Annotated in this window: 16 protein-coding genes; 14 read left to right on the top strand and 2 right to left on the bottom strand. The window is 72.5% G+C overall.

The features are described 5' to 3' along the window. The first annotated feature begins 24 nt into the window (after nt 1–24). The 13 genes from BRM3_RS02325 to BRM3_RS02265 all read left to right on the top strand — a co-directional run bounded on the left by BRM3_RS02325 (nt 25) and on the right by BRM3_RS02265 (nt 17691). Nucleotides 25–1533 carry an aspartate kinase gene (locus BRM3_RS02325; protein WP_263594500.1) on the top strand — a complete coding sequence of 503 codons (1509 nt, stop codon included), beginning with the start codon at nt 25–27 and terminating at the stop codon, nt 1531–1533. 104 nt (nt 1534–1637) lie between these two features. After that, entirely contained in the window at nt 1638–2768 is a 1131-nt protein-coding gene (locus BRM3_RS02320; protein ID WP_396127023.1) for an aspartate-semialdehyde dehydrogenase, read from the top strand. Between the two features lie 75 nt (nt 2769–2843). Next, nucleotides 2844–3617, top strand: coding sequence for a TetR/AcrR family transcriptional regulator (locus BRM3_RS02315; RefSeq protein WP_263594499.1), 774 nt, complete (start codon nt 2844–2846; stop codon nt 3615–3617). 78 nt (nt 3618–3695) lie between these two features. Continuing rightward, nucleotides 3696–6047, top strand: coding sequence for a hypothetical protein (locus BRM3_RS02310; protein ID WP_263594498.1), 2352 nt, complete (start codon nt 3696–3698; stop codon nt 6045–6047). Continuing rightward, nucleotides 6047–6427 carry a PRC-barrel domain-containing protein gene (locus BRM3_RS02305; RefSeq protein ID WP_263594497.1) on the top strand — a complete coding sequence of 127 codons (381 nt, stop codon included), beginning with the start codon at nt 6047–6049 and terminating at the stop codon, nt 6425–6427. Before BRM3_RS02310 ends, BRM3_RS02305 begins: the two co-directional genes overlap by 1 nt. Further along, nucleotides 6424–7755, top strand: a complete 1332-nt coding sequence (locus BRM3_RS02300) for a glycosyltransferase family 4 protein (RefSeq protein ID WP_263594496.1) — start codon at nt 6424–6426, stop codon at nt 7753–7755. The genes BRM3_RS02305 and BRM3_RS02300 overlap by 4 nt, the downstream gene beginning before the upstream one ends. Nucleotides 7756–7881: 126 nt before the next feature. After that, nucleotides 7882–9501: an L-lactate permease gene (locus tag BRM3_RS02295; RefSeq protein ID WP_263594495.1), complete on the top strand. Its 1620-nt coding sequence runs from the start codon at nt 7882–7884 to the stop codon at nt 9499–9501. 165 nt (nt 9502–9666) lie between these two features. Then, complete coding sequence (gene rfbA / locus BRM3_RS02290; RefSeq protein WP_263594494.1) at nt 9667–10548, top strand: glucose-1-phosphate thymidylyltransferase RfbA; 882 nt, start codon at nt 9667–9669, stop codon at nt 10546–10548. Between the two features lie 604 nt (nt 10549–11152). Further along, nucleotides 11153–12097, top strand: coding sequence for an endonuclease domain-containing protein (locus BRM3_RS02285; protein ID WP_263594493.1), 945 nt, complete (start codon nt 11153–11155; stop codon nt 12095–12097). A gap of 276 nt (nt 12098–12373) precedes the next feature. Then, nucleotides 12374–14155: an aryl-sulfate sulfotransferase gene (locus BRM3_RS02280; protein ID WP_263594492.1), complete on the top strand. Its 1782-nt coding sequence runs from the start codon at nt 12374–12376 to the stop codon at nt 14153–14155. A gap of 185 nt (nt 14156–14340) precedes the next feature. Continuing rightward, on the top strand, nt 14341–15345 hold the full coding sequence (gene rfbB, locus BRM3_RS02275) for a dTDP-glucose 4,6-dehydratase (RefSeq protein ID WP_263594491.1): 1005 nt from the start codon (nt 14341–14343) through the stop codon (nt 15343–15345). 130 nt (nt 15346–15475) lie between these two features. After that, nucleotides 15476–16873 carry a bifunctional dTDP-4-dehydrorhamnose 3,5-epimerase family protein/NAD(P)-dependent oxidoreductase gene (locus BRM3_RS02270; protein WP_263594490.1) on the top strand — a complete coding sequence of 466 codons (1398 nt, stop codon included), beginning with the start codon at nt 15476–15478 and terminating at the stop codon, nt 16871–16873. A 38-nt stretch (nt 16874–16911) separates the two neighbouring features. Continuing rightward, on the top strand, nt 16912–17691 hold the full coding sequence (locus tag BRM3_RS02265; RefSeq protein ID WP_263594489.1) for a GNAT family N-acetyltransferase: 780 nt from the start codon (nt 16912–16914) through the stop codon (nt 17689–17691). Between the two features lie 209 nt (nt 17692–17900). On the opposite strand, the gene BRM3_RS02260 is transcribed toward BRM3_RS02265, so the two are convergent. Together BRM3_RS02260 and BRM3_RS02255 are read right to left on the bottom strand one after the other, a co-directional pair. Further along, nucleotides 17901–18542, bottom strand: a complete 642-nt coding sequence (locus BRM3_RS02260) for a hypothetical protein (protein WP_263594488.1) — start codon at nt 18540–18542, stop codon at nt 17901–17903. Between the two features lie 3 nt (nt 18543–18545). Next, entirely contained in the window at nt 18546–18692 is a 147-nt protein-coding gene (locus BRM3_RS02255; protein ID WP_263594487.1) for a hypothetical protein, read from the bottom strand. Nucleotides 18693–19469: 777 nt separating this feature from the next. On the opposite strand from BRM3_RS02255, the gene BRM3_RS02250 reads away from it, so the two are divergent. Further along, nucleotides 19470–20270, top strand: a complete 801-nt coding sequence (locus BRM3_RS02250; RefSeq protein WP_263594486.1) for an SDR family NAD(P)-dependent oxidoreductase — start codon at nt 19470–19472, stop codon at nt 20268–20270. Nucleotides 20271–20282 lie beyond the last annotated feature (12 nt).

The raw sequence follows: 20282 nt of genomic DNA, 5'->3' as shown, positions 1-20282 counted from the left end.
CCCATCGCAAGGAGCCCACCCCCGATGAGCCTGGTCGTCCAGAAGTACGGCGGATCCTCCGTCGCGGATGCCGAGAGCATCCTGCGCGTCGCCCAGCGGATCTCGCTGTACGCGAAGGCCGGGCACCAGGTGGTCGTGGTCGTCTCGGCGATGGGCGACACGACCGACGAGCTCATCGACCTCGCCGAGCAGGTCACCGAGAACCCGCCGCCGCGCGAGCTCGACATGCTGCTCACGGCGGGGGAGCGCATCTCGATGGCCATCCTGTCGATGGCCCTCAACAGCCTCGGCGTCTCGGCGCGCGCCTACACCGGCTCCCAGGCCGGCCTCATCACCGACACCACGCACGGCAAGGCGATGATCCTCGACGTCACCCCGGGCCGGATCCGCGAGGCCGTCGACACCGGACACGTCGCGATCGTCGCCGGGTTCCAGGGGGTCTCGCGGAGCACCAAGGAGATCACGACGCTCGGTCGCGGCGGCTCCGACACGACCGCCGTCGCGCTCGCCGCCGCGCTTGACGCCGACGTGTGCGAGATCTACTCCGACGTCGACGGCATCTTCACGGGCGACCCGCGCGTCGTGCCCGCGGCCCGACGCGTCCCCGTCGTCTCGTGCGCGGAGATGCTCGAGCTCGCGGCGCACGGCGCCAAGATCCTCATGGTCCGCAGCGTCGAGTACGGGCGGCGCTACGGCGTGCCGCTGCACGTGCGCAGCTCCTTCAGCGGCCGCATCGGCACGATCGTGTCCGACGAGCCCGACCGCGAGATCCCCGTGGACCCCGAGCTGACCCTGCCGATCCGCGCGGTGGCCGACCTGGGCGGCACCCCGATCCTGCCCGGTGCCACCCAGGCACCGACCGTCGACGCAGCAGCAGCAGCAGCAGCCGCTGCCGCCCCGGCCGGCTCCGGCGGCACCATGCCCGCGGCCGCCACCACGACTTCCGACGCGGCCCCGTCCGCGACCACCGACCCCGAGGAGGCCCCCGTGCCCGACGACATCGACGAGCAGGGCCTCGAGGCCCCGATCATCTCCGGCGTGGCCCATGACCGCTCGGAGGGCAAGATCACCGTGGTCGAGGTGCCCGACATGCCCGGCAAGGCCGCGCGCATCTTCGACATCCTCGCGTCGACCGGCGCGAACATCGACATGATCGTGCAGAACACCTCGACCACGAACGACACGGTCGCGATCTCCCTGACCCTGCCCGAGTCCGACGCCGCCGGCGCCCTCGCCGCGCTCGAGGCCGCGCAGGCCGAGGTCGGCTTCTCCGAGGTCCGCTACACCGATCGCATCGGCAAGGTCTCCCTCGTCGGCGCCGGCATGCGGCAGTCCCCGGGCGTCTCGGCCACCCTGTTCCGCTCGCTCGGCGAGGCAGGCATCAACATCGACATGATCTCGACGTCGGAGATCCGCATCTCGGTCGTGACCGACATCGACCGTCTCGACGACGCCGTGCGCGCCATCCACACCGCCTTCGACCTCGACTCCGACGCCGCCGAGGCCGTCGTCTACGGCGGCACCGGCCGCTGACGGGGCGGCGTCGCCGGGTGCATGATCGACTCGGAACCCGCCGACCCGCCGACCCGGCTCCGCCCGCCACCCCCGTCCACCGCCCGCTTCCCCAGGAGGCTCCCGTGACCGAGACCAGCACCGCCCCCGTCGACCGCGCCACCGCCGAGGGCCCCGGCTACACGCCCGAGGGCCCCGTGATCGGGGTCGTGGGCGCGACCGGCCAGGTGGGCCGCGTCATGCTCGCCCTGCTCGCCGAGCGCGCCGTGCCGCACTCGCGGATCCGTGCCTTCGCCTCGGCGCGGTCGGCCGGCTCGACCGTCTCGTTCGCCGGTCGCGACGTGCTCGTCGAGGACGCGGAGCTCGCCGACCTGACCTCCGAGGGCCAGCGCGTGGACGTGGCGATCTTCTCGGCCGGTGGCTCGACGTCCCTGCGCCTGGCCCCGCGCTTCGCCGACGCCGGCGCCGTCGTGATCGACAACTCCTCCGCGTGGCGCAAGGACCCCGAGGTGCCGCTCGTCGTCTCCGAGGTCAACCCCGAGGCGATCGAGGACCGCCCGCGCGGCATCATCGCCAACCCCAACTGCACCACGATGGCCGCGATGCCCGCCCTCAAGGCCCTCCACGACGCCGCGGGCCTGACGCGGCTCGTGGTCGCGACCTACCAGGCGGTATCCGGCTCCGGAGTCAAGGGCGTCCAGGAGCTCGCCGCGCAGATCCGCGCCGGCGCCGACGACATCGAGGCGCTCGCGGTCGACGGCTCCGCCGCCGCCCTGCCCGCCCCCGAGGTGTACGCCGCGCCGATCGCGTACGACGTCGTCCCGCTCGCGGGCAGCATCGTCGACGACGGCTCCGAGGAGACCGACGAGGAGCAGAAGCTGCGCAACGAGTCGCGCCGGATCCTCGGCATCCCGGATCTGCCGGTCGCCGGCACGTGCGTGCGCGTGCCCGTCGTGACCGGTCACTCCCTCGTCATCCACGCCGAGTTCGACCGAGCGATCGCCCCGGACGAGGCGCGCCGGCTCCTCGAGGCCGCGGACGGCGTCGAGCTCGCCGACGTGCCCACCCCGCTCGCCGCGGCGGGACGCGACGGCACCTTCGTCGGCCGGATCCGCCAGGACGCCTCGGTGCCCGACGGGCGCGGCCTCATCCTCTTCGCCGTCGGCGACAACCTCCGCAAGGGCGCCGCGCTCAACGCGATCCAGATCGCCGAGATCGTCGGGCGCTCGTTGCGCGCGGGGGCCCGGGCCGCGTGACCGTCGCCGTTCGATGCGCGGCGCCCGGGCGCATGGGCGTCGCGCGCTGACGGCGCAGGCTACAGTGAGACCGCCATGACGACACTTCCCCGCCCCCTCGAGGGATCCGAGCCCGGTCCAGCCGCTCCTGAGACCGTTCTGAGCGACCGGGCCGGCGACGTGCTCGGGCTCCAGGAGGCGACATCCCCGCCGGTCGCGCCGATGGACCCGATCGCGCACGCGATCTCGACGCTCGACGCCGTGTCGGGGCAGATGGCGCCCACGGAGGTCGGCGGTCGCAGTCGTCGGCGGGAGATCCTCGACGCCGCCTCGGAGCTGTTCGCGGTGCGCGGCTACCGCGGCACGAGCCTGCGCGACATCTCCGGCAAGGTGGGCATCTCCCACCCCGGCATGCTCCACCACTTCAAGTCCAAGGACGCGCTCCTGGACGCCGTGATCGACGACCTCGAGGGCCACGCCCAGCACGTCATCGACCACATCGACACGTTCGACACCATCACCACGGAGCGGCTGGAGAAGATCGTCAAGGGCGACTTCGTCACCGACTCCCAGGAGATGCTGCTGTTCGCGGTGCTGAGCACCGAGGCCATCGCCCCCGACTTCCCGTGCCGGCTACGCCTGATCCGGCTGCGCCGCGTGTACGAGCACATCGCCGAGCACGTGCTGCGGGCCTTCGAGGCGCGCGGCGAGCTCGTCGAGGGCCTCGACCTCGCGTGGGCCGGGCGCCTGCTGATCTCCATGCGGATCCCGCTGATCACCCGCGAGGCCACGATCGGCGCCGTGCAGCCCAGCAGCGCGGGCGTCGCCGGGCCCGACTACCTGCGCCTGATCGAGATGCTCCTGCGCTGACACACCGGGGCGCCCGCCGCGGGCGCCCTCTTCGACCCGGCCGGCGTGCGCCGGCCCCGCTCCATGGAGGGACCGCCCATGTCCGAGACCGCCGGTTCGATCGCGCTGAGCTCTGCCGGAGACGCCGCCCCCGAGCTGCCCGCCGGGCTTCGCCTCGAGCGCCGCGAGGACGGCACGATCGTCGCCGCCCGCACCGGCGCCGCCGCTCCGCAGCTCTACCTGGCCGTGCTCGACGACGCGGTCGTCTGGGGCACCGAGCTGGGCGGGCTCGTGCGCCGTCTCGCCGCCCAGGGGCACCCGATCGCGCCGCACCACGGCGTGGTCCTGGCCTATCTGCGCGGCGACGACGTCGCCTCGGCCCCCTCCACGTTCTTCGACGGCGTCCTGCGCCTGCGCGCCGGCGACGAGATGCGCATCGCCGCGGACGGCTCCGTCGACCGCCTCCGCCCGGAGCCCGCCACCCCGGCCTCCTCGGTGCCGCTCGCCCGCGCCGTGCAGGGCGCCGTGGAGCGGTCGCTGTCCGACGCGCCCGCGGGTGCGCCGACGGTCGTGCTCGGTGAGGACCTCGCCTCGGCCGCCCTGCTCGCCGCCGTCGACGGCGCCCGCCCTGCGCGGACGACCGACGAGGCGACACCCGGCGAGGCGGCACCGCAGGATGACGACTCCGTGCGGGCCGTGCGCGTGCGGGCCGGCTCGACCCGCGCCCAGGACTCCTCGGCCGAGACGGGCGGCGCCTCCCGCGCCGCCGTGGCGGCCGAGTCCGTCGGCGCCGCGCTGCGCACCGTCGGCCCCACCACCGACCGTTTCAAGAAGGACCTCGGCGATCTCGTGCGCACCCAGGCCGAGCCCTTCGGCGGCCTCGGGGTGTACGCCCACTACTGCGCTCTGCGGGAGGTCGCGCACGAGACGGGCACCGCGGCGCTCGTGCTCGACGCGAGCGGGCCGCGCGGTGCGGGCCTCATCGGCTCCTCGTCCGCCCCCGAGGTCGTCGCGGCTCCTGCCTCCGCGCTCGGCGCGGTGCGCGAGCGGATCGCCGCGCGCGGGCGCACCGCGCTCACGGCCGACGCGCTCCTGGCCCGCGCCTTCCTCGAGGACACCGCGGCCGCCGGCCATCTCGCCTCCGAGCCGGCCTCCGCCCGCGACACCGCGGCCGTGGTCGCCGCCCAGCGCAACGCCGAGCGCTTCGGCCTCGCGTTCGCGCTCCCGCTCGTGGACCCCGAGGTCGCCTCCGTGCTCGCCCAGTCCACCGGCGCCGACGGCGACGTGCTCGCCCCGCTCGCGCCGCTGGCCGCGCCGCGCGCCGTCGCCACCGAGCCCGAGCGGATCGCGCCCATTGACCAGCACGAGTGGCTGTCGCGGCTCAAGGGCACCCTCCACCAGGTGTTCCGCTCCGAGCAGTTCGCCCGTCGCCCCTGGAGCGACCAGCGTGCCGTGCTCGAGGCCTTCGAGGCGCACGTCGCGGGCCGCACCACCGGGGGCGACGAGGTGTTCTGGCGCCTGCTCAACCTCGAGCTGTGGATGCGCGAGTGCGTCGACGACCCGACGCGCGAGGCCTCCGACGAAACCGACGACGCGTGGGAGGGCCAGGACGACCACGGCCGCTTCGACGAGCCCGAGCCCAAGCCCCCGCTCGCCGCCAACCCCGGCAAGAAGCTCGACCTCGAGGTGCGCGACCCGCGCTCCGCCGCCCCCGTGATCGCCCGGCGCTACCCGCTGCAGACCGGCAAGTTCGCCGCGGACTCCGACATGGACGCCGAGGTGACGCGCTACGTGTCCGGGTTCTTCGACGCGCTCGACGCCGAGCTCGCAGCCGACGGCCCCGACGCCGAGGACCATCGTGCCGCGACCGTCGGCAAGCCCTGGAACCTCACCATCTCCGAGAAGATCATCGCGATCATGCAGGGCCGCTCCTACTTCGTGTGGGACGTCCAGCCCACGTGGTGGGCCCAGAACCTCTCGCGCTACGTGGCGCGCACGCCCGCGGGCATCGGCCTCGGCGACCCCGTGACGATGCAGCTCGCGATCCAGGAGGCGGGTCTGCCCCGTGTGATCGCGGCCTCCGCGGCCGGGGCCGCCGGCAAGGTGCTGCGGCGCAAGGGCTGGTTCTACCACGTCGTCGGCGGCAACGTGCGCGCGATCGACGGGCCCACCGAGTACTCGGTCTACCCGGCCAACGTGTCGGCCAAGCTGCCGCCCAAGGATCCCGACCTCGTCGCCCGGCATCTGAACGACGTGGTCCGAGCGGCCGTGCCGCAGGCGTGGCGGGAGTCCTTCACGGGCACCGTCGTGATGGACGCCAACGACATCGGCCGCAACACCCTGGGCAAGGCGGCCCCGCACAGCGGTACCCACTACGAGCTGCAGTTCGCCGACAACCCGCTGGGCCAGGGACGCGAGCAGACCCCCATGGCCGTCGTGTTCGAGCGGTGATGGACAGCGGCGCGGCGCAGGTGGGCGGTTCGGCGAGACCGGGCCTCCCGTCGCGCGCCCCCGCGCTCGACCCGCGCACGATCGCGTCGGCGACCGTCGAGGACGAGGACGGGCGCCGCGTGGGTCGCGTGCTCGACGTCTACCTCGTCGATCGCACCGGGCAGCTCGCGGCCGTGAGCGTCGCGCTCGGTCCCTTCGCCGATCACGACGCCGTGATCCCCCTCGACATGCTCTCGCCGGCAGCGCCCGGCCGGGTCCGCGTCGCGGCCTCCCGTGACCGGGTGCGCACGACGGCCATGGCCGCGCCGGCCACCGCCCACCTCGAGCCCGACGCGCTCGCCGCGGCCCGACGCGCGCTCGCCGCGGAGGCCGCGCCGTGAGGGTCCTGCTGCTGTCGCACTACTACCACCCCGAGCACGGCGCCCCGCAGCGGCGGTGGAACTCGGTGGTCCGCACGCTCCACGAGGCCGGGCACGACGTGGCCGTGATCGCGCCCCCGCCCCACTATCCCGCCGGCCGGGTGGCCGCGGAGGACCGTGAGCGCTACCGACCGGGGACTGCGGATCGCGGGCCGGCCGGGGAGCTCGTGGTCCGCGCCCGCTACCTGCCCCACCGGGGCGACATCCTCACCCGCAGCCTCGACCACGCGGTGACGTCGGTCGACTCGCTGTGCCGCGCGGTGTCCCGCTTCGGTCGGCGCGCCCTCCGCCCGGACATCGTGGTGGCGACGGCCCCCGCGGTCGAGACGCTCGTCGCGGGCAACGCGATCGCCGCCCTGTGGAGGATCCCGCTCGTCGTCGAGATGCGCGACGCCTGGCCGGACCTCGTCACCTTCGTCGGGCCCGCCTCGCAGCGCGGGTGCCGCGTCTCGGCCGCCAAGGCGTTCGTCCACGAGCGGGTCACGGCCCTGCAGCGGCGCGCCGACGCCGTCGTGACGACCACCGCCGCCTTCGCCGAGATCCTGCGCCAGCGCGGACTGGAGCCCGTGCACGTGGTGCGCAATGGCACCGACACCTCGCGGGTGCCGTGGTTCGAGCCGCACACGACGGGCGAACACGACGAGCTGCGCTGCGTCTACCTCGGCAACCTGGGGCGATCCCAGGGGCTCGACCTCGTGGTGCGCGCCGCGGCCGTCCTCGCACGCCGCGGCGTCCCGATCTCCGTGCGCCTCATCGGGCACGGCGCCCATGCGCGGGCCCTGGCCGACCTCGCCGCGGCTCTCGACGCCCCCGTGATCGTGAGCGGGAGGGTGCCGCCCAGTGAGCTCGTCCAGCACTATGCATGGGCCGACTCCGTGATCGTCTCGCTCACCGCGTGGGAGCCCTTCGACTGGACCATCCCCTCCAAGCTCTACGAGGCGCTCGCGACCGGCCGTCACGTGACTGGGATCCTGCGCGGCGAGAGCGCCGCGATCATCGAGACCTCGGGGGCGGGAGACGTCGTGCCCCCGGGAGACCTCGACGCCCTCGTGGACTTCTGGGAGGGCCTCGCCGCCGACCGCTCCCGTCTCGTCCCGCGCGGCGACGGCCGGCACTGGGTCATGAAGCAGGCCGAGCGGTCGCGTCTCGCCGAACGGTATGTCGGCATCCTCGAGGAGCTCGTCGACGGACGGAGCGGCGGGTCGGCGACGCCCGGGGCTGACCGAAGCCGTCGCACCCTCGGTGCCCCGCGCGCCCAGGGGTCGACAGGTGTGCGCACCGCGATCTGAGCTGTGGACTGTGGGAGACTCCGTCCACGGATGATCCTGCGTCGCGTGGCGATCGTCCGAGCGGTACCGCCCCACCCCCTGCCAGCACATGGCCGTGAACTTCCGAACCGATCCCCAGGAGTTCGCATGTGGACCCAGAACGTTGATCCCCTCGACCACCTCGTGCTCTCCGCGCTCGTGGCCGCCATCCCGATCCTCGTGTTCCTGCTGTGCCTCGTCGTCATCAAGCTCTCCGGCATCACCGCCGCCCTGATCGCTCTCGGGGTCGAGTGCGTGATCGCGCTCGCCGTCTTCGGGATGCCAGCAGGGTCAGCTGCGGGGGCGGGCCTGATGGGCCTGCTGACCGCCATCTGGCCGATCGGCTACATCATCGTGATGGCGGTATGGCTGTACCGCCTGGCAGTGGTCAGCGGACGCTTCGACGTGATCCGCAGCTCGATCCGCAGCATCAGCCCGGACCGGCGCATCCAGGTGCTCCTCATCAGCTTCGCCTTCGGCGCGTTCCTCGAGGGCGCCGCCGGGTTCGGCGTGCCCATCGCGATCTGTGCGGCCCTGCTGGTCCAGCTCGGCTTCGGCGCCGTGCGAGCCGCCATGATCTCCCTGGTCGCGAACTTCGCGGCCGGTGCCTACGGCGCCATCGGCATCCCCGTCCTGGTCGGTGCACAGGTGAGCGGACTCGAGACGCTCGACGTCTCTCGTGCGCTCGTCCTGCTGCTCCAGCCGCCGACGCTGCTGGTGCCCTTCCTGCTGGTCTTCATCCTCGACGGGGTGCGCGGGCTGCGGGAGACCTTCCCGGCCGCCCTCGTCGTGACGGTGGTCTTCAACGCGGTGCAGGCCGGGATCCTATGGACCCTGGGCCCGGAGCTCGCCGACCTCGGTGCGGGTCTCGCGGCGATGCTGTCGATCATGGCCCTGAGCCGGGTGTGGTCCCCGCGGCGCATCGACCGCGGCGAACGCGCGGACGAGGTGGGCACGCCCGCGGCCGGTGCCCAGGACGCCCCCACCCTCAAGCAGGTCGCGATCGCCTGGAGCCCGTTCTACATCCTCACCGCCTTCATCCTGCTGTGGTCGCTGCCCGTGGTGAACAGCCTGTTCGCCACGGGCGCGCTGGCCCCGACGGTGTTCGCGGTGCCGATCCCCGGCGTCACCGGGGCCATCACCACGGCATCGGGGACGGTGGTCGACTCGACCTGGAGCTTCGGCCCGCTCGCGGCGACCGGGACGGCGATCCTGTTGGCGGTGATCGTCACGTTCCTGACGGCGCCCAGCCTGTCCGTGCGCAGGCTGCTGGGCGAGCTGGTGGGGACCGTGCGCTCGCTGGGCAGCGCGATCGCGCTGATCGCCCTGATCCTGATGTTCGCCGACATCACCAATTACTCGGGGGCGACCGCCTCGATGGGTATCGCCCTCGCCGCCACCGGTTCCCTCTTCCCGCTGATCGCCCCGATCATCGGCTGGATCGGGGTGTTCCTGACCGGGTCCGTGGTCAACAACAACACCCTGTTCGCACCGCTGCAGGTCTCGACGGCGGCCGGGATCGGCGCTGACCCCGCGCTGCTGGTCGCCGCGAACACGGCCGGGGGCACTGCGGCCAAGGTGATCTCCCCGCAGTCGATCGCGATCGCGGCCGGTGCCGTGGGGCTGCCCGGGCGCGAGGGCGAGGTGCTCCGCGCCTCGATCGTCCCCAGCCTCGTGCTGCTCGCGCTCACCTGCGGCTGGTGCTTCGTGCTGTCCCTGCTCGTCTGAGGGACGTGCGTGCGCGGCGGGCTGCGCGTGTCGGCACCGGTGTCTCGTCCACGCCTTCTGCAGGGGGTCGCCCGCCGTGACGTCGGTGCGGGGTCTCCCGACGTGACGTCGGCGGGGGTCTCCCGACGTGACGTCGGCGCCAGGCTTCCTGCCATACTGACGCCCATGCGCGGAATCATTCTGGCGGGCGGCACCGGGTCGCGCCTGCACCCCCTGACCATCGGCGTCTCCAAGCAGCTGATGCCGGTCTACGACAAGCCGATGATCTACTACCCCCTGAGCACCCTCATGCTCGCGGGGATCCGGGAGATCCTCATCATCACCACCCCGCAGGACCAGGCCGCCTTCCAGCGGGTGCTCGGGGACGGCAGCGCCTTCGGGGTCGAGCTGCAGTACGTCGTCCAGCCCTCGCCGGACGGCCTCGCCCAGGCGTTCGTGCTCGGGGAGGAGTTCCTCGACGGTGAGCGGGCCGCCCTCGTGCTCGGCGACAACCTGTTCTACGGGCAGGGCATGGGCAGCCAGCTGCGCCGCTACACCGAGGTCGACGGTGCTGCGGTGTTCGGCTACTGGGTCGCCGACCCCACCGCGTACGGCGTGGTCGAGATGGGAGAAGACGGCAAGGCGGTCTCCCTCGAGGAGAAGCCCGCCGAGCCGCGCAGCAACCTCGCCGTGCCCGGCCTCTACTTCTATGACGACACCGTGGTCGAGCGCGCCAAGGCGCTCAAGCCCTCGACCCGCGGGGAGCTCGAGATCACCGACCTCAACCGTTCCTACCTGGACGACGGCTCGCTGAACGTCGAGGTCCTCACGCGCGGCACGGCGTGGCTGGACACCGGCACCTTCGACGACCTCGCCGCAGCGGGCGAGTTCATCCGCACGGTCCAGAAGCGACAGGGCCTGTCCATCGGGGCACCCGAGGAGGTCGCCTGGCGGATGGGCTTCCTGAGCGACGACGAGCTGCGCGAGCGCGCCGAACCCCTCGTGAAGTCCGGCTACGGCGCCTACCTGCTGGACGCCCTGGAGCGGGAGCGCCTCGAGCGCGGCTGAGGCCGGATCGGGTTCGCCGGCCGGACGTCCTGTAGCCCGAGGCCTCGCTGCCCGTCGAGCGCTGCCGGCCCGGCGCCCCACCAGTCGTCGAGTGCTGCCGGTCGGCTGCCTTGCTGGCCGACCGCCCGCTGGGCCGTGCCCTGTGCCCTGTGCCCTGTTGCCCGGGCGCCCTTCTGCCCGGACGTCCTGTTGCCCGGCGCCTTGCTGGCCGGGCGTTACCGGTCGTCGGGGGCTGCCGGTCGGCTGCCTTGCAGGTCGGGCAATCCGTCGGCCGGGCGGTCGGGCTCCTTGCTGGCCGGGCGCCTCGCTGGCCTGTGAGCGCTGCCGGTGAACGCTGCTGGCGCCATGGTGTGGGATTTGGGGCTCTGGACTGGAGGTCGGTGCCACTGTGGGTGGGGGCGTGTCGGAAGAGGTAGTCATATGGTCGGGCGAGCCCTGTCAGAGGCTTGGCTGACCATATGACTACCTTTTCTGACAGGCCCCGGCGCCACCCGAGTTTTCTCAGGGAGTCCGGCCCCACCTCGGGCCCCCTCCCCACGGTGGGAGCTTCCACAGGCGCGAGCGTGCGGTGGGGGACGCCGCGACGCGCGAGCATCCTGGCCCCATGCACTCGGCGAGCTCGATGTCGCTTCCCGCCGGTGGGGTGCGTCCCCGTCGCCCCCAGTTCGTGTCGCGGCTCTCGCCCCACCTGACCGGCCGTGATCACGGCATCTATTCGCGCGCGGAGCTTCGTGCCGCCGAGCGCACGGACCTTGACATCCGGCGAGCCGTGCGACGGGGCCAGCTCCTGCCTGTGGCACGGGGATGGCTGGCGACGCCGTCCGCACACCTCGGCGCCGTCCGGGCTCTCCGGGCAGGCTCCCGCCTGACCTGTGTCGACGCGACGTCGATCCATGGCATCTGGACCCCTGGCCGGCCGGCGGATGAGCGACTCCACGTGTACCGGCGACGGCCGCGCGGCGATCACGAGCGGTGGGCGCTCCCGCATCCGCCGTGGCTGGGGACCTGGCCCGAGCCGGATCCCGTGGCCTCTCTGCACCTGAGCCTCGCCCACGCCATCCGCTGCCAGACCCCGGAGACGGCATCGATCCTTCTCGAATCCGCTCTGCATGAGCGGCGGATGGCCCCTCTCGAGGTGGAGCAGCTGCTGGAGGAGGCGCCGCTTCGCCTCAGCAGGAGGATCGGCATGCTGTCCACCGCGAGCGAGTCGGGTTCGGAGACGCGCGTGGTGCGCTGGCTGCGGCACGCGGGGTTCGCCGTCGAGCAGCAGGTGTACGTCGAGGGGATCGGGTACATCGACGCGTATGCGAGCGGCGTCTTCATCGAGGTGGACGGCCGCGGACACCACAGCTCGCCCAGCGCGTTCGAGGTGGATCGGCAGCGTGACCTGGCCATGAGACGCCTCGGGCTCCAGCTGGTCCGGGTGAGCTATCCGCAGGTCTGGTACAGCTGGGAGACGACGCGAACAGCGTTGCGCGAGGTGATCCGCAACGTCGGGAGGCAGGGCAGGGGCGCGGTGGCGAGGCTGGGCGGTGGGCGATACACGTAGCGCGGCGTCCCGGCAGCGGACACCGCTCTATGCACGCTCCGCCGCAGTTCCCCGCACGCTCCACCTCCCCGCTCCGCCGCAGTTCCCCGCACGCTCCACCTCCCCGCTCCGCCGCAGTTCCCCGCACGCTCCACCTCCCCACTCCGCTCCCCGCACGCCCCGCCGCAGTTCCCCGCACGCCCCACCTCCCCGCTCCGCCGCCGCTCCGCGCACGCCCCGCCGCCCCACCCCGCGCCCCTCACGCCCCGTCGAGGTCGAGCTCCTACACTCCGACGGATGATCTGCGAACAGCCCCCTCGCACTCAGACCCCCGGCCCTCCGCGCGACGGGCGATCCGCCGCCGAGGAGCACCGCCGCTCTCGGGGACCGCGGCTGCGACGGCGCTCGGTGCTCGCGGGCGCCGGCGTCGGCGCCGCCGCCCTTGCCCTCGCCGCCTGCCGTGACGGCGAGGAGTCGCGGACGGCCGCCGCGCCGACGGTCACGGTCTCCGAGTTCCCCGATGCCCGCGGCGACTGGACCGTCTGGTCCATCGACTACGAGCTCGGCGCGGACGAGGAGGCGCCGGAGCTCTACCGGGCCGCGACCCAGCAGGCCCGCCACGACGCCCTGCGAGCCAAGCGGTCCGAGCGCGCGTGGTCGGCGAGTGAGCCCCTCCTCGTGCTGGACCCGTACGGCACCACCCGCACCGGCCTCTACGTCCATTTCGGGGCCCGTACGGGCGGGAAGCTAACCTTCACCGTGTCCGCGCCTTCGACCGCGGACTTCACCCGGACCGCGGCGAACCACGCCGAGACCACGGGATTCGAGGGCCTCGTGGTCGGACTCGTGCCCGGCGCCCACAACACGCTCACCCTCACCTGGACGCCGGACGAGGGCGAGTCGATCAGCGGCGAGATCCGCCTCACGGCGCCGTCTCCGGCCTCCCAGTACGCGACGGCGCTCGCCGCCGACATCGTCGATCCCGGCGCTCTGACACCCGGCCTCTTCGCGATGAGCGGCGTCACCAGCCTGAGCAACAACACGTATCTGATCGACAACGCCGGCACGATGCGCGCCGAGGTGGCCGGCACCGATGTCGAGGAGCACCACTTCGTCGTCGAGGGCGATCGCATCGTGACGACCACCGGATCGACGCAGGTCTCGGTGCTCGACGCGCTCGGTCACGCGGGGACCATCATCGACCTCGGCGACCAGATCGCCCACCACGACCTCTGGGTCGTCGATGACGTCGCCTACGTGCTCACCTCGCAGAAGGGCTCGAACCGGTCGGAGGACAGGGTGACGAGGGTGGACCTCTCGTCCGGCGAGGCGGAGGAGATCCTCGATCTGCGGGACGTCTTCCCCGAGTACGAGAAGCTCGCCCATGCCCGCAGCGACGGCGGCCTCGGCGATCCGGCCGCGACCGGGAAGGACTGGATCCACCTCAACACCATCCAGGTGCTCGACGGCGTCATGTACCTCTCCTCGCGAGAGACCTCGACCGTCATCGCTCTCGACGGGGCGCTCGACGGTGACGCGCGGCCGACCGTGCGATGGATGCTCGGTGCGGAGGCCCTCTGGAAGGGCAGCGGCTACGACGGCCACTTCCTGCGTGCCGAGGGCACGCCCGTCGGGATCGCGGGACAGCACTCGGTGCATCGCATCGACGACCCCTCGCTGCCCGACGGCCAGTTCTACCTGGAGATGTTCAACAACAACTACTGGTACCTCGGGACGCGGATCGCGAAGGACTGGGAGGAGGCCGGGCCCGCCAACGCCTCGACGGACGAGATGGAGGGGACGAGTCATCTGCTGCGCTACCTCGTGGACGAGAGCGCGGGCACCTACCGGGAGGACCTCGTCGTCGACGTGCCCTACTCCTCCGTGGTGTCCAACGTCTTCCGGCTCGGCACCGGTCGCATCGACCAGAACGCCGTCGTGAACTCCGGCAAGGCCAAGGAGTTCTCCGAGCGGGCGGCGGACGGCAGGATCCTGGCCTCCTTCCGCTACGACGCCTCGAACCTGGGCTACCGGGTCTACAAGGACACCTTCGAGGGGTTCTGGTTCGCCGGGGCGTGAGATCGTCGTCGCGTCGCATGACGGTCCGGCGGTGCGTGAAGGAGGTGCCGTATCCTTCCTGTGTCCGCGCTCCGCGCGGCCCGGGGGCCTGACGTCATCGTGCGCCCCCATGGCCCCGGTCCGGCGTGGCTCGGGGCGTCATCGCCCCGCCTTGTCGCACCGCCACCGTCCCAGGAGAGGTATCCATGGCCCCCCGCACTCTGCTCGTCACCGGCGGAGCCGGTTTCATCGGCTCGAACTTCGTGCACTACGTGGTCGAGAACACCGACGACTCCGTGGTCGTCCTGGACAAGATGACCTACGCGGGCAACCGTGCCTCCCTCGCAGCTCTCCCCGAGGACCGCGTGCGCCTGGTGGTCGGGGACATCGCCGATGCGGCGACCGTGGACCCGCTCGTCGCCGAGGCCGACGCCGTCGTGCACTACGCCGCGGAGTCCCACAACGACAACTCCCTCGCGGACCCGTCGCCGTTCCTGACCACGAACCTCATCGGCACGTACACGCTGCTCGAGGCGGCCCGCAAGCACGGCACCCGCTTCCACCACATCTCGACCGACGAGGTCTACGGCGACCTCGAGCTCGACGATCCCGAGCGCTTCACCGAGCGCACCCCGTACAACCCGTCGAGCCCCTACTCGTCGACCAAGGCGGGCAGCGACCTGCTCGTGCGGGCGTGGGTGCGGTCGTTCGGGGTGCAGGCCACGATCTCGAACTGCTCGAACAACTACGGCCCACGCCAGCACGTGGAGAAGTTCATCCCCCGCCAGATCACGAACCTGATCGACGGGATCCGCCCCCGCCTGTACGGGGCGGGGCAGAACGTGCGCGACTGGATCCACGCCGACGACCACTCCTCGGCCGTGCTCACGATCCTCGACCGCGGCGCGATCGGCGAGACCTACCTGATCGGCGCCGACGGCGAGAAGTCCAACAAGGACGTCGTCGAGCTGATCCTGCAGCTCATGGGCCACGACGCGGGCGACTACGACCACGTCAACGACCGCGCCGGCCACGATCTGCGCTACGCGATCGACTCGACCAAGCTGCGCACCGAGCTCGGCTGGAGCCCCGCCTACCAGGACTTCGAGAAGGGTCTCGCGGCGACGATCGACTGGTACCGCGACAACGAGTCGTGGTGGCGTCCGCAGAAGGAGCAGACCGAGGCCAAGTACGCCGCCACCGGCCAGTGACGCGAAGGCGATGCGGTCGCGCGGTCCGCTCCGATGACGACCCGCCGCCTCGCCCGACCCCGCGCGTCGCTCCTCGCCCGCTCAGCTCCGCCGTCCCACACTCGTCCGTCCCGCAGGAGAACACCGCGATATGAAGCAGCTCGCCGTCCATCCCACACCCATCCCCGGCCTCCTCGTGATCGACCTGCCCGTCCCAGGCGACAACCGCGGCTGGTTCAAGGAGAACTGGCAGCGCGCCAAGATGGTCGAGGCCGGACTCCCGGACTTCGGGCCCGTCCAGAACAACATCTCGTTCAACCAGGCCGTCGGGGTCACGCGAGGCATCCACGCCGAGCCGTGGGACAAGTACATCTCCGTCGGCACCGGCCGCGTGTTCGGCGCGTGGGTGGACCTGCGCGAGGGCCCGTCGTTCGGCACCGCCTACTGGCACGAGATCACGCCCGACGTCGCAATCTACGTGCCGCGCGGGGTGGGCAACGCCTTCCAGACCCTCGACGCGCCCGCCGTCTACACCTACCTCGTCAACGACCACTGGTCCGAGGGCGCGCAGGCCCAGTACACCTTCGTGAACCTCGCCGACGAGACGGTCGCGATCCCGTGGCCGATCCCGCTCGGGGAGGCCGAGCTGTCGGCCAAGGACGAGGCGCATCCGCGGCTCGCGGATGTCGTCCCCGTGCCGTTGCGTCGCACCCTGATCGTCGGCGGGGGAGGGCAGCTCGCCCGCGCGCTCGAGCGGCGCTGGAGTGCGCGTGAGGACGTCGACGTGGTCGGCCGCAACGCCCTGGACATCGCCGACGCGCAGAGCGTCGCGTGCTTCGACTTCACGCCCTACGGCACGATCGTCAACGCGGCCGCCTACACCGCGGTGGACGCCGCCGAGACGCCGCAGGGCCGCCGCGGCGCGTGGGCCACGAACGTCGCGGGCGTCGGCCGCCTGGTCGAAGCCTCGCGGGAGAGCGGGGCGCGCCTCGTGCACGTCTCGAGCGACTACGTGTTCGACGGCACCGCCGAGGTCCATGCCGAGGACGAGGCGTTCAGCCCCCTGGGCGTGTACGGCCAGTCCAAGGCGGCCGGCGACGCGCTCGTCGCGACCCTTCCTGCGCACTACCTCATCCGCACCAGCTGGGTGGTGGGCGACGGCAACAACTTCGTGCGCACGATGGCCTCGCTCGCCGAGCGCGGCATCGACCCGTCGGTCGTGTCGGACCAGGTCGGGCGTCTGACCTTCACCGACGACCTGGCGGCCGCGATCGACCACCTGCTCTCGAGCGGCGCGGCGTACGGCACCTACAACGTGAGCAACAGCGGCGAGGCGCGCAGCTGGGCGGACATCGCGGCGCGCGTGTACGAGCTGGTGGGCGCCGATCCGGCCCGCGTGACCCCCGTGACCACCGCCGAGTACTACGCCGGCAAGGAGGGCATCGCCCCTCGCCCCGAGCACTCGGCGCTCGACCTCGCGAAGATCCAGCACGCTGGCTTCACGCCCCGCGACCAGGACGAGGCGCTCGCGGCGTACCTCGCGGGCTGACCGGCGGGGCGCACGACGAGGCAGGAGGAAGGCGGCAGATGAGCACGGCGCACGAGGCCGCACAGCCCGGCGAAGCGGATCCGATCCCGGCAGGGTCGGTCGTCGGGGAGGATGCGCCCGCAGCGGCCGACCTGGTCCTGGACGACCCGGCCCTCGACAACCCGGCATGGTCGTCGCTCACCGGCGCCCATGCGCGCTTCGCGAGCGGGAACGCGCTCGTGCAGCGCTATCCGGAGGACGTCTGCCCGTTCGTAGGCATCAAGGGCTGGTCGGATCCGGACGTCTGGGACGCGATCATCGACGTGTTCGGCCATGGCGCCGAGATCGGCATCTCGCACGCCGAGCCGACGCTTCCGGACGGCTGGGCCCGGCTCGGCACGCATCCTGGCGTGCAGCTCGTCCAGACGGCGCGCCTGAAGCCGCGTCCGTACGAGGAGGCCGTCGAGCTCGACCTCGAGGACGCACCCGACATGCTCGATCTCGTGCAGCGCACCCAGCCCGGCCCCTTCCTGCCCCGGACCGTTCAGATGGGCCGGTACATCGGGGTGAGGCGGGACGGCAAGCTCGTGGCGATGGCCGGCGAGCGCCTGCACCCGGCCGGTTGGACGGAGATCAGCGCGGTGTGCGTCGATCCCGCCTACCGACGACAGGGTCTGGCCTCCCGTCTCGTGCTCGACGTGGCCCACGGCATCCAGGGTCGCGGGGACAAGGCGCTCATGCATGCCTCCGCCGCGAACACGGCGGCGATCAGCGGCTACCAGAAGCTTGGGTTCCGCCTGCGGCGCCGCACACCCTTCGGGGCCGTCCGCACTCCCTGACGTCGGATGTGCGTGTCCGTGAGGTGAGGGTGCGTCGGTGCCGAGCCTGGCGGCCCGACGCGGCCGACGGGGTCGGCGGCGCGGCGTGTGCGGTGGCGCGGCGTGGGCTGCCCGGCGGGGTATCACGACGTGCCCGCCGGCCCGGCCCGGCGGCCCAGCCTGCCCGGCGGCGCAGCCCGACGTGCCCGGCACCCCGCGGGGGATGCGGGTCAGCGTGATTCCGGCGTCTCCTGGGCGAGCCGCTCGGTCAGCGGCGGGCCGAAGACCCGCGTGGCGGTCGCCTCGAACGCCCCGAGGCAGGGGACGACGGCCAGCACGGTCTGCGCCAGGACGAGAGCCGGCGCGAACCAGGCGTCCTCCTCCGCGGTGACCACCGTGAACACGAGCAGGACGAGGGGCGGGACGAGCGCGGCGGGCGAGACCGCCGGTTGCACGCCGACGATCAGCCCGGCGACGATCACGGTCACCGCCAAGGACAGATGCATCGTCCCCATCCGCAGTGCATCGGTGTCGAGCGCGGCCATCAGCTGCAGCACCGCGGCGAGTCCCAGGCCGAGACCGATCAGGATCTTGCGCGCACCGTACTGCCCGAGGCGGGACTGGACGAGCTCTCGTCGTGCGGCGATGCCGATCGCCTGCCCGACGAGCACGCTGCCGAGGAGGAGCAGGAGCATCGGGGACGCGTCGAGCGACCGGGCGAGATAGATGTCGCTGTTCCGGTTCAGGTGCACGTACACCGCGTGATTGCCGAGGAGGAAGGCGAATCCGCCCATGATCACGACCGCAGCGGAGGTGATGAGGGCCCCGAGGTGGCGGTAGGCGACCGCGGCGATGAACGCGAGGACGAGCACCGCCTAGACGCGGCCCTCGGAACGGTTCTGGTCCCGCATGGTCAGCTGGTATACCACGGTGCCCACGAGGATGAGCGACGCTGTCCCGCACAGCGTCGCCCGGACGAGGTCCCAGGCGCGGATGCTCCAGGCGCCGGTGTGGTCGGTCATGCCGTCTCCTCCGTGCGTCGAGGTCGTCCAGGAAGCTATCACGGGCCTTCTCGTGGTCACCGGTCGCCCGTCGGGGCTCCCCGCGTCCCCTGGCCTCGGGTGTGTCGGCCCAGGGGCGCGCGCGGGGGTTCGCGCGGCAGGCGCGGCAGGCCTGATGGGTGTGACGGCAGCGTTGCTGTGCTGGTCAGGGGGTGTTCAGGTCGGGGCCGGGTAGCGCGGGAGTCCAGGTCGGGCCGGACAGGTCGCGGCAGGCCAAGTCATGCGGCCGGCCAAGTCAGAGTGCCCAGGTCGGGCTGTCCGGCTCGGGTTGTCCAGGCCGGGGCCGGCCAGGTGTCAGGCTGTCCGGCTTGGGGCCGGGGGAGGTGAGGGGCGCAGGGGCGTTCGGCTCGGGCTCGCGGAAGGGGTGCGCTGGGGGTTGTCCTGTGGCCCGGCTGTCCTGTGTCCTGGTGTGCGCTGCCAGAACTGGTAGTCATATGGTCGGCCGCCCTCTCTGAGAGGCTCGCCCGACCATATGACTACCTTTTCTTGCAGCTCACCTGCTGAAGGCGGCCCCTACGGCGGGACCTCGCCAAAACCAGCGGTGGTGAATCACCCCGCCCCGCGTCGATAGGGTCGGGCACAGCGCAGGGCGAGGATCCGAGTGGCCGACCGGGCCGGCCGTAGCGATGGTCGACCGGGCCGGCCGCAGGAGTGGTCGACCGGGCTGACCACATCGGTGGCCGGCCGGGCTGGCCGCAGCGAGCCCCTGCGTACCACGCGGCAGAGAAGGGATCGGACATGGCCAGAGAGCAGCACCCCGTCGACTACCGAGGGACCACGGTGCTCATCACGGGCGCCAGCTCCGGTCTGGGCGCCGAGTTCGCCCAGCACCTGGCGCGCCGCGGCGCCGACCTCGTGCTCGTGGCCCGGCGCCGGGACCGGCTCGAGGAGCTCGCACGGCGCCTGCACGATGCACACGGGGTGCGGACCACGGTGATCGAGGCGGACCTCTCCGCACCGGACGCGGCGGGGTCCCTGGTCGCGGAGCTCGAGGCGCGTGACATCCAGGTGAGCTCGCTCGTCAACAACGCCGGGTTCGGCATGGCCGGCCCGATCGCCGAGGCGGATCCGCGTCAGCTGCACGAGATGGTCATGCTCAACGTCGCGACGCTCACCGATCTCACGCGCGCGCTGCTGCCACAGCTGGTGCAGGACGGCCGGGGCGTCCTCGTGAACATCGCCAGCGCCGCGGCCTACCAGCCCCTCCCGGGCATGGCGGCCTATGCGGCGTCGAAGGCGTACGTGCTGTCCCTGACGCAGGCCCTCGCGTACGAGACGAGGGACAGCGGGCTGCGCGTCCTGGCTCTGAGCCCCGGCCCGACCCGGACCGAGTTCTTCGAGGTGGCCGGCGCCGAGAAGGCGGGGGTCGGCAGGTTCCAGACTCCGCGGCGTGTGGTCGGCACCGCCCTGCGCGCGCTCGACGCGAAGCGCCCGTGGCCCGACGTGGTCCCCGGCCGGGTCAACGCGGCGGCGGCTCGTCTGGTGGGGGCCATGCCTCGACGGCTCGTCCTCCGCGTGGCCGCTCGTGCCGTACGGTGACGCCGATGCCGT

The organism is Brachybacterium huguangmaarense (assembly GCF_025725725.1).
In the GTDB taxonomy this organism is placed as follows: domain Bacteria; phylum Actinomycetota; class Actinomycetes; order Actinomycetales; family Dermabacteraceae; genus Brachybacterium; species Brachybacterium huguangmaarense.
The sequence above is the reverse complement of the archived record's forward strand: the minus strand, read 5'-3'. Positions and strand labels throughout refer to the sequence as shown.

What these genes read in the sequence shown, in the direction of transcription:
- BRM3_RS02325 (WP_263594500.1), top strand. Translation starts at nt 25, where the DNA reads ATGAGCCTGGTCGTCCAGAAGTACGGCGGATCCTCCGTCGCGGATGCC.
- BRM3_RS02315 (WP_263594499.1), top strand. Translation starts at nt 2,844, where the DNA reads ATGACGACACTTCCCCGCCCCCTCGAGGGATCCGAGCCCGGTCCAGCC.
- BRM3_RS02310 (WP_263594498.1), top strand. Translation starts at nt 3,696, where the DNA reads ATGTCCGAGACCGCCGGTTCGATCGCGCTGAGCTCTGCCGGAGACGCC.
- BRM3_RS02305 (WP_263594497.1), top strand. Translation starts at nt 6,047, where the DNA reads ATGGACAGCGGCGCGGCGCAGGTGGGCGGTTCGGCGAGACCGGGCCTC.
- BRM3_RS02295 (WP_263594495.1), top strand. Translation starts at nt 7,882, where the DNA reads ATGTGGACCCAGAACGTTGATCCCCTCGACCACCTCGTGCTCTCCGCG.
- rfbA (WP_263594494.1), top strand. Translation starts at nt 9,667, where the DNA reads ATGCGCGGAATCATTCTGGCGGGCGGCACCGGGTCGCGCCTGCACCCC.
- BRM3_RS02285 (WP_263594493.1), top strand. Translation starts at nt 11,153, where the DNA reads ATGCACTCGGCGAGCTCGATGTCGCTTCCCGCCGGTGGGGTGCGTCCC.
- BRM3_RS02280 (WP_263594492.1), top strand. Translation starts at nt 12,374, where the DNA reads ATGATCTGCGAACAGCCCCCTCGCACTCAGACCCCCGGCCCTCCGCGC.
- rfbB (WP_263594491.1), top strand. Translation starts at nt 14,341, where the DNA reads ATGGCCCCCCGCACTCTGCTCGTCACCGGCGGAGCCGGTTTCATCGGC.
- BRM3_RS02270 (WP_263594490.1), top strand. Translation starts at nt 15,476, where the DNA reads ATGAAGCAGCTCGCCGTCCATCCCACACCCATCCCCGGCCTCCTCGTG.
- BRM3_RS02265 (WP_263594489.1), top strand. Translation starts at nt 16,912, where the DNA reads ATGAGCACGGCGCACGAGGCCGCACAGCCCGGCGAAGCGGATCCGATC.
- BRM3_RS02255 (WP_263594487.1), bottom strand. Translation starts at nt 18,692, where the DNA reads ATGACCGACCACACCGGCGCCTGGAGCATCCGCGCCTGGGACCTCGTC.
- BRM3_RS02250 (WP_263594486.1), top strand. Translation starts at nt 19,470, where the DNA reads ATGGCCAGAGAGCAGCACCCCGTCGACTACCGAGGGACCACGGTGCTC.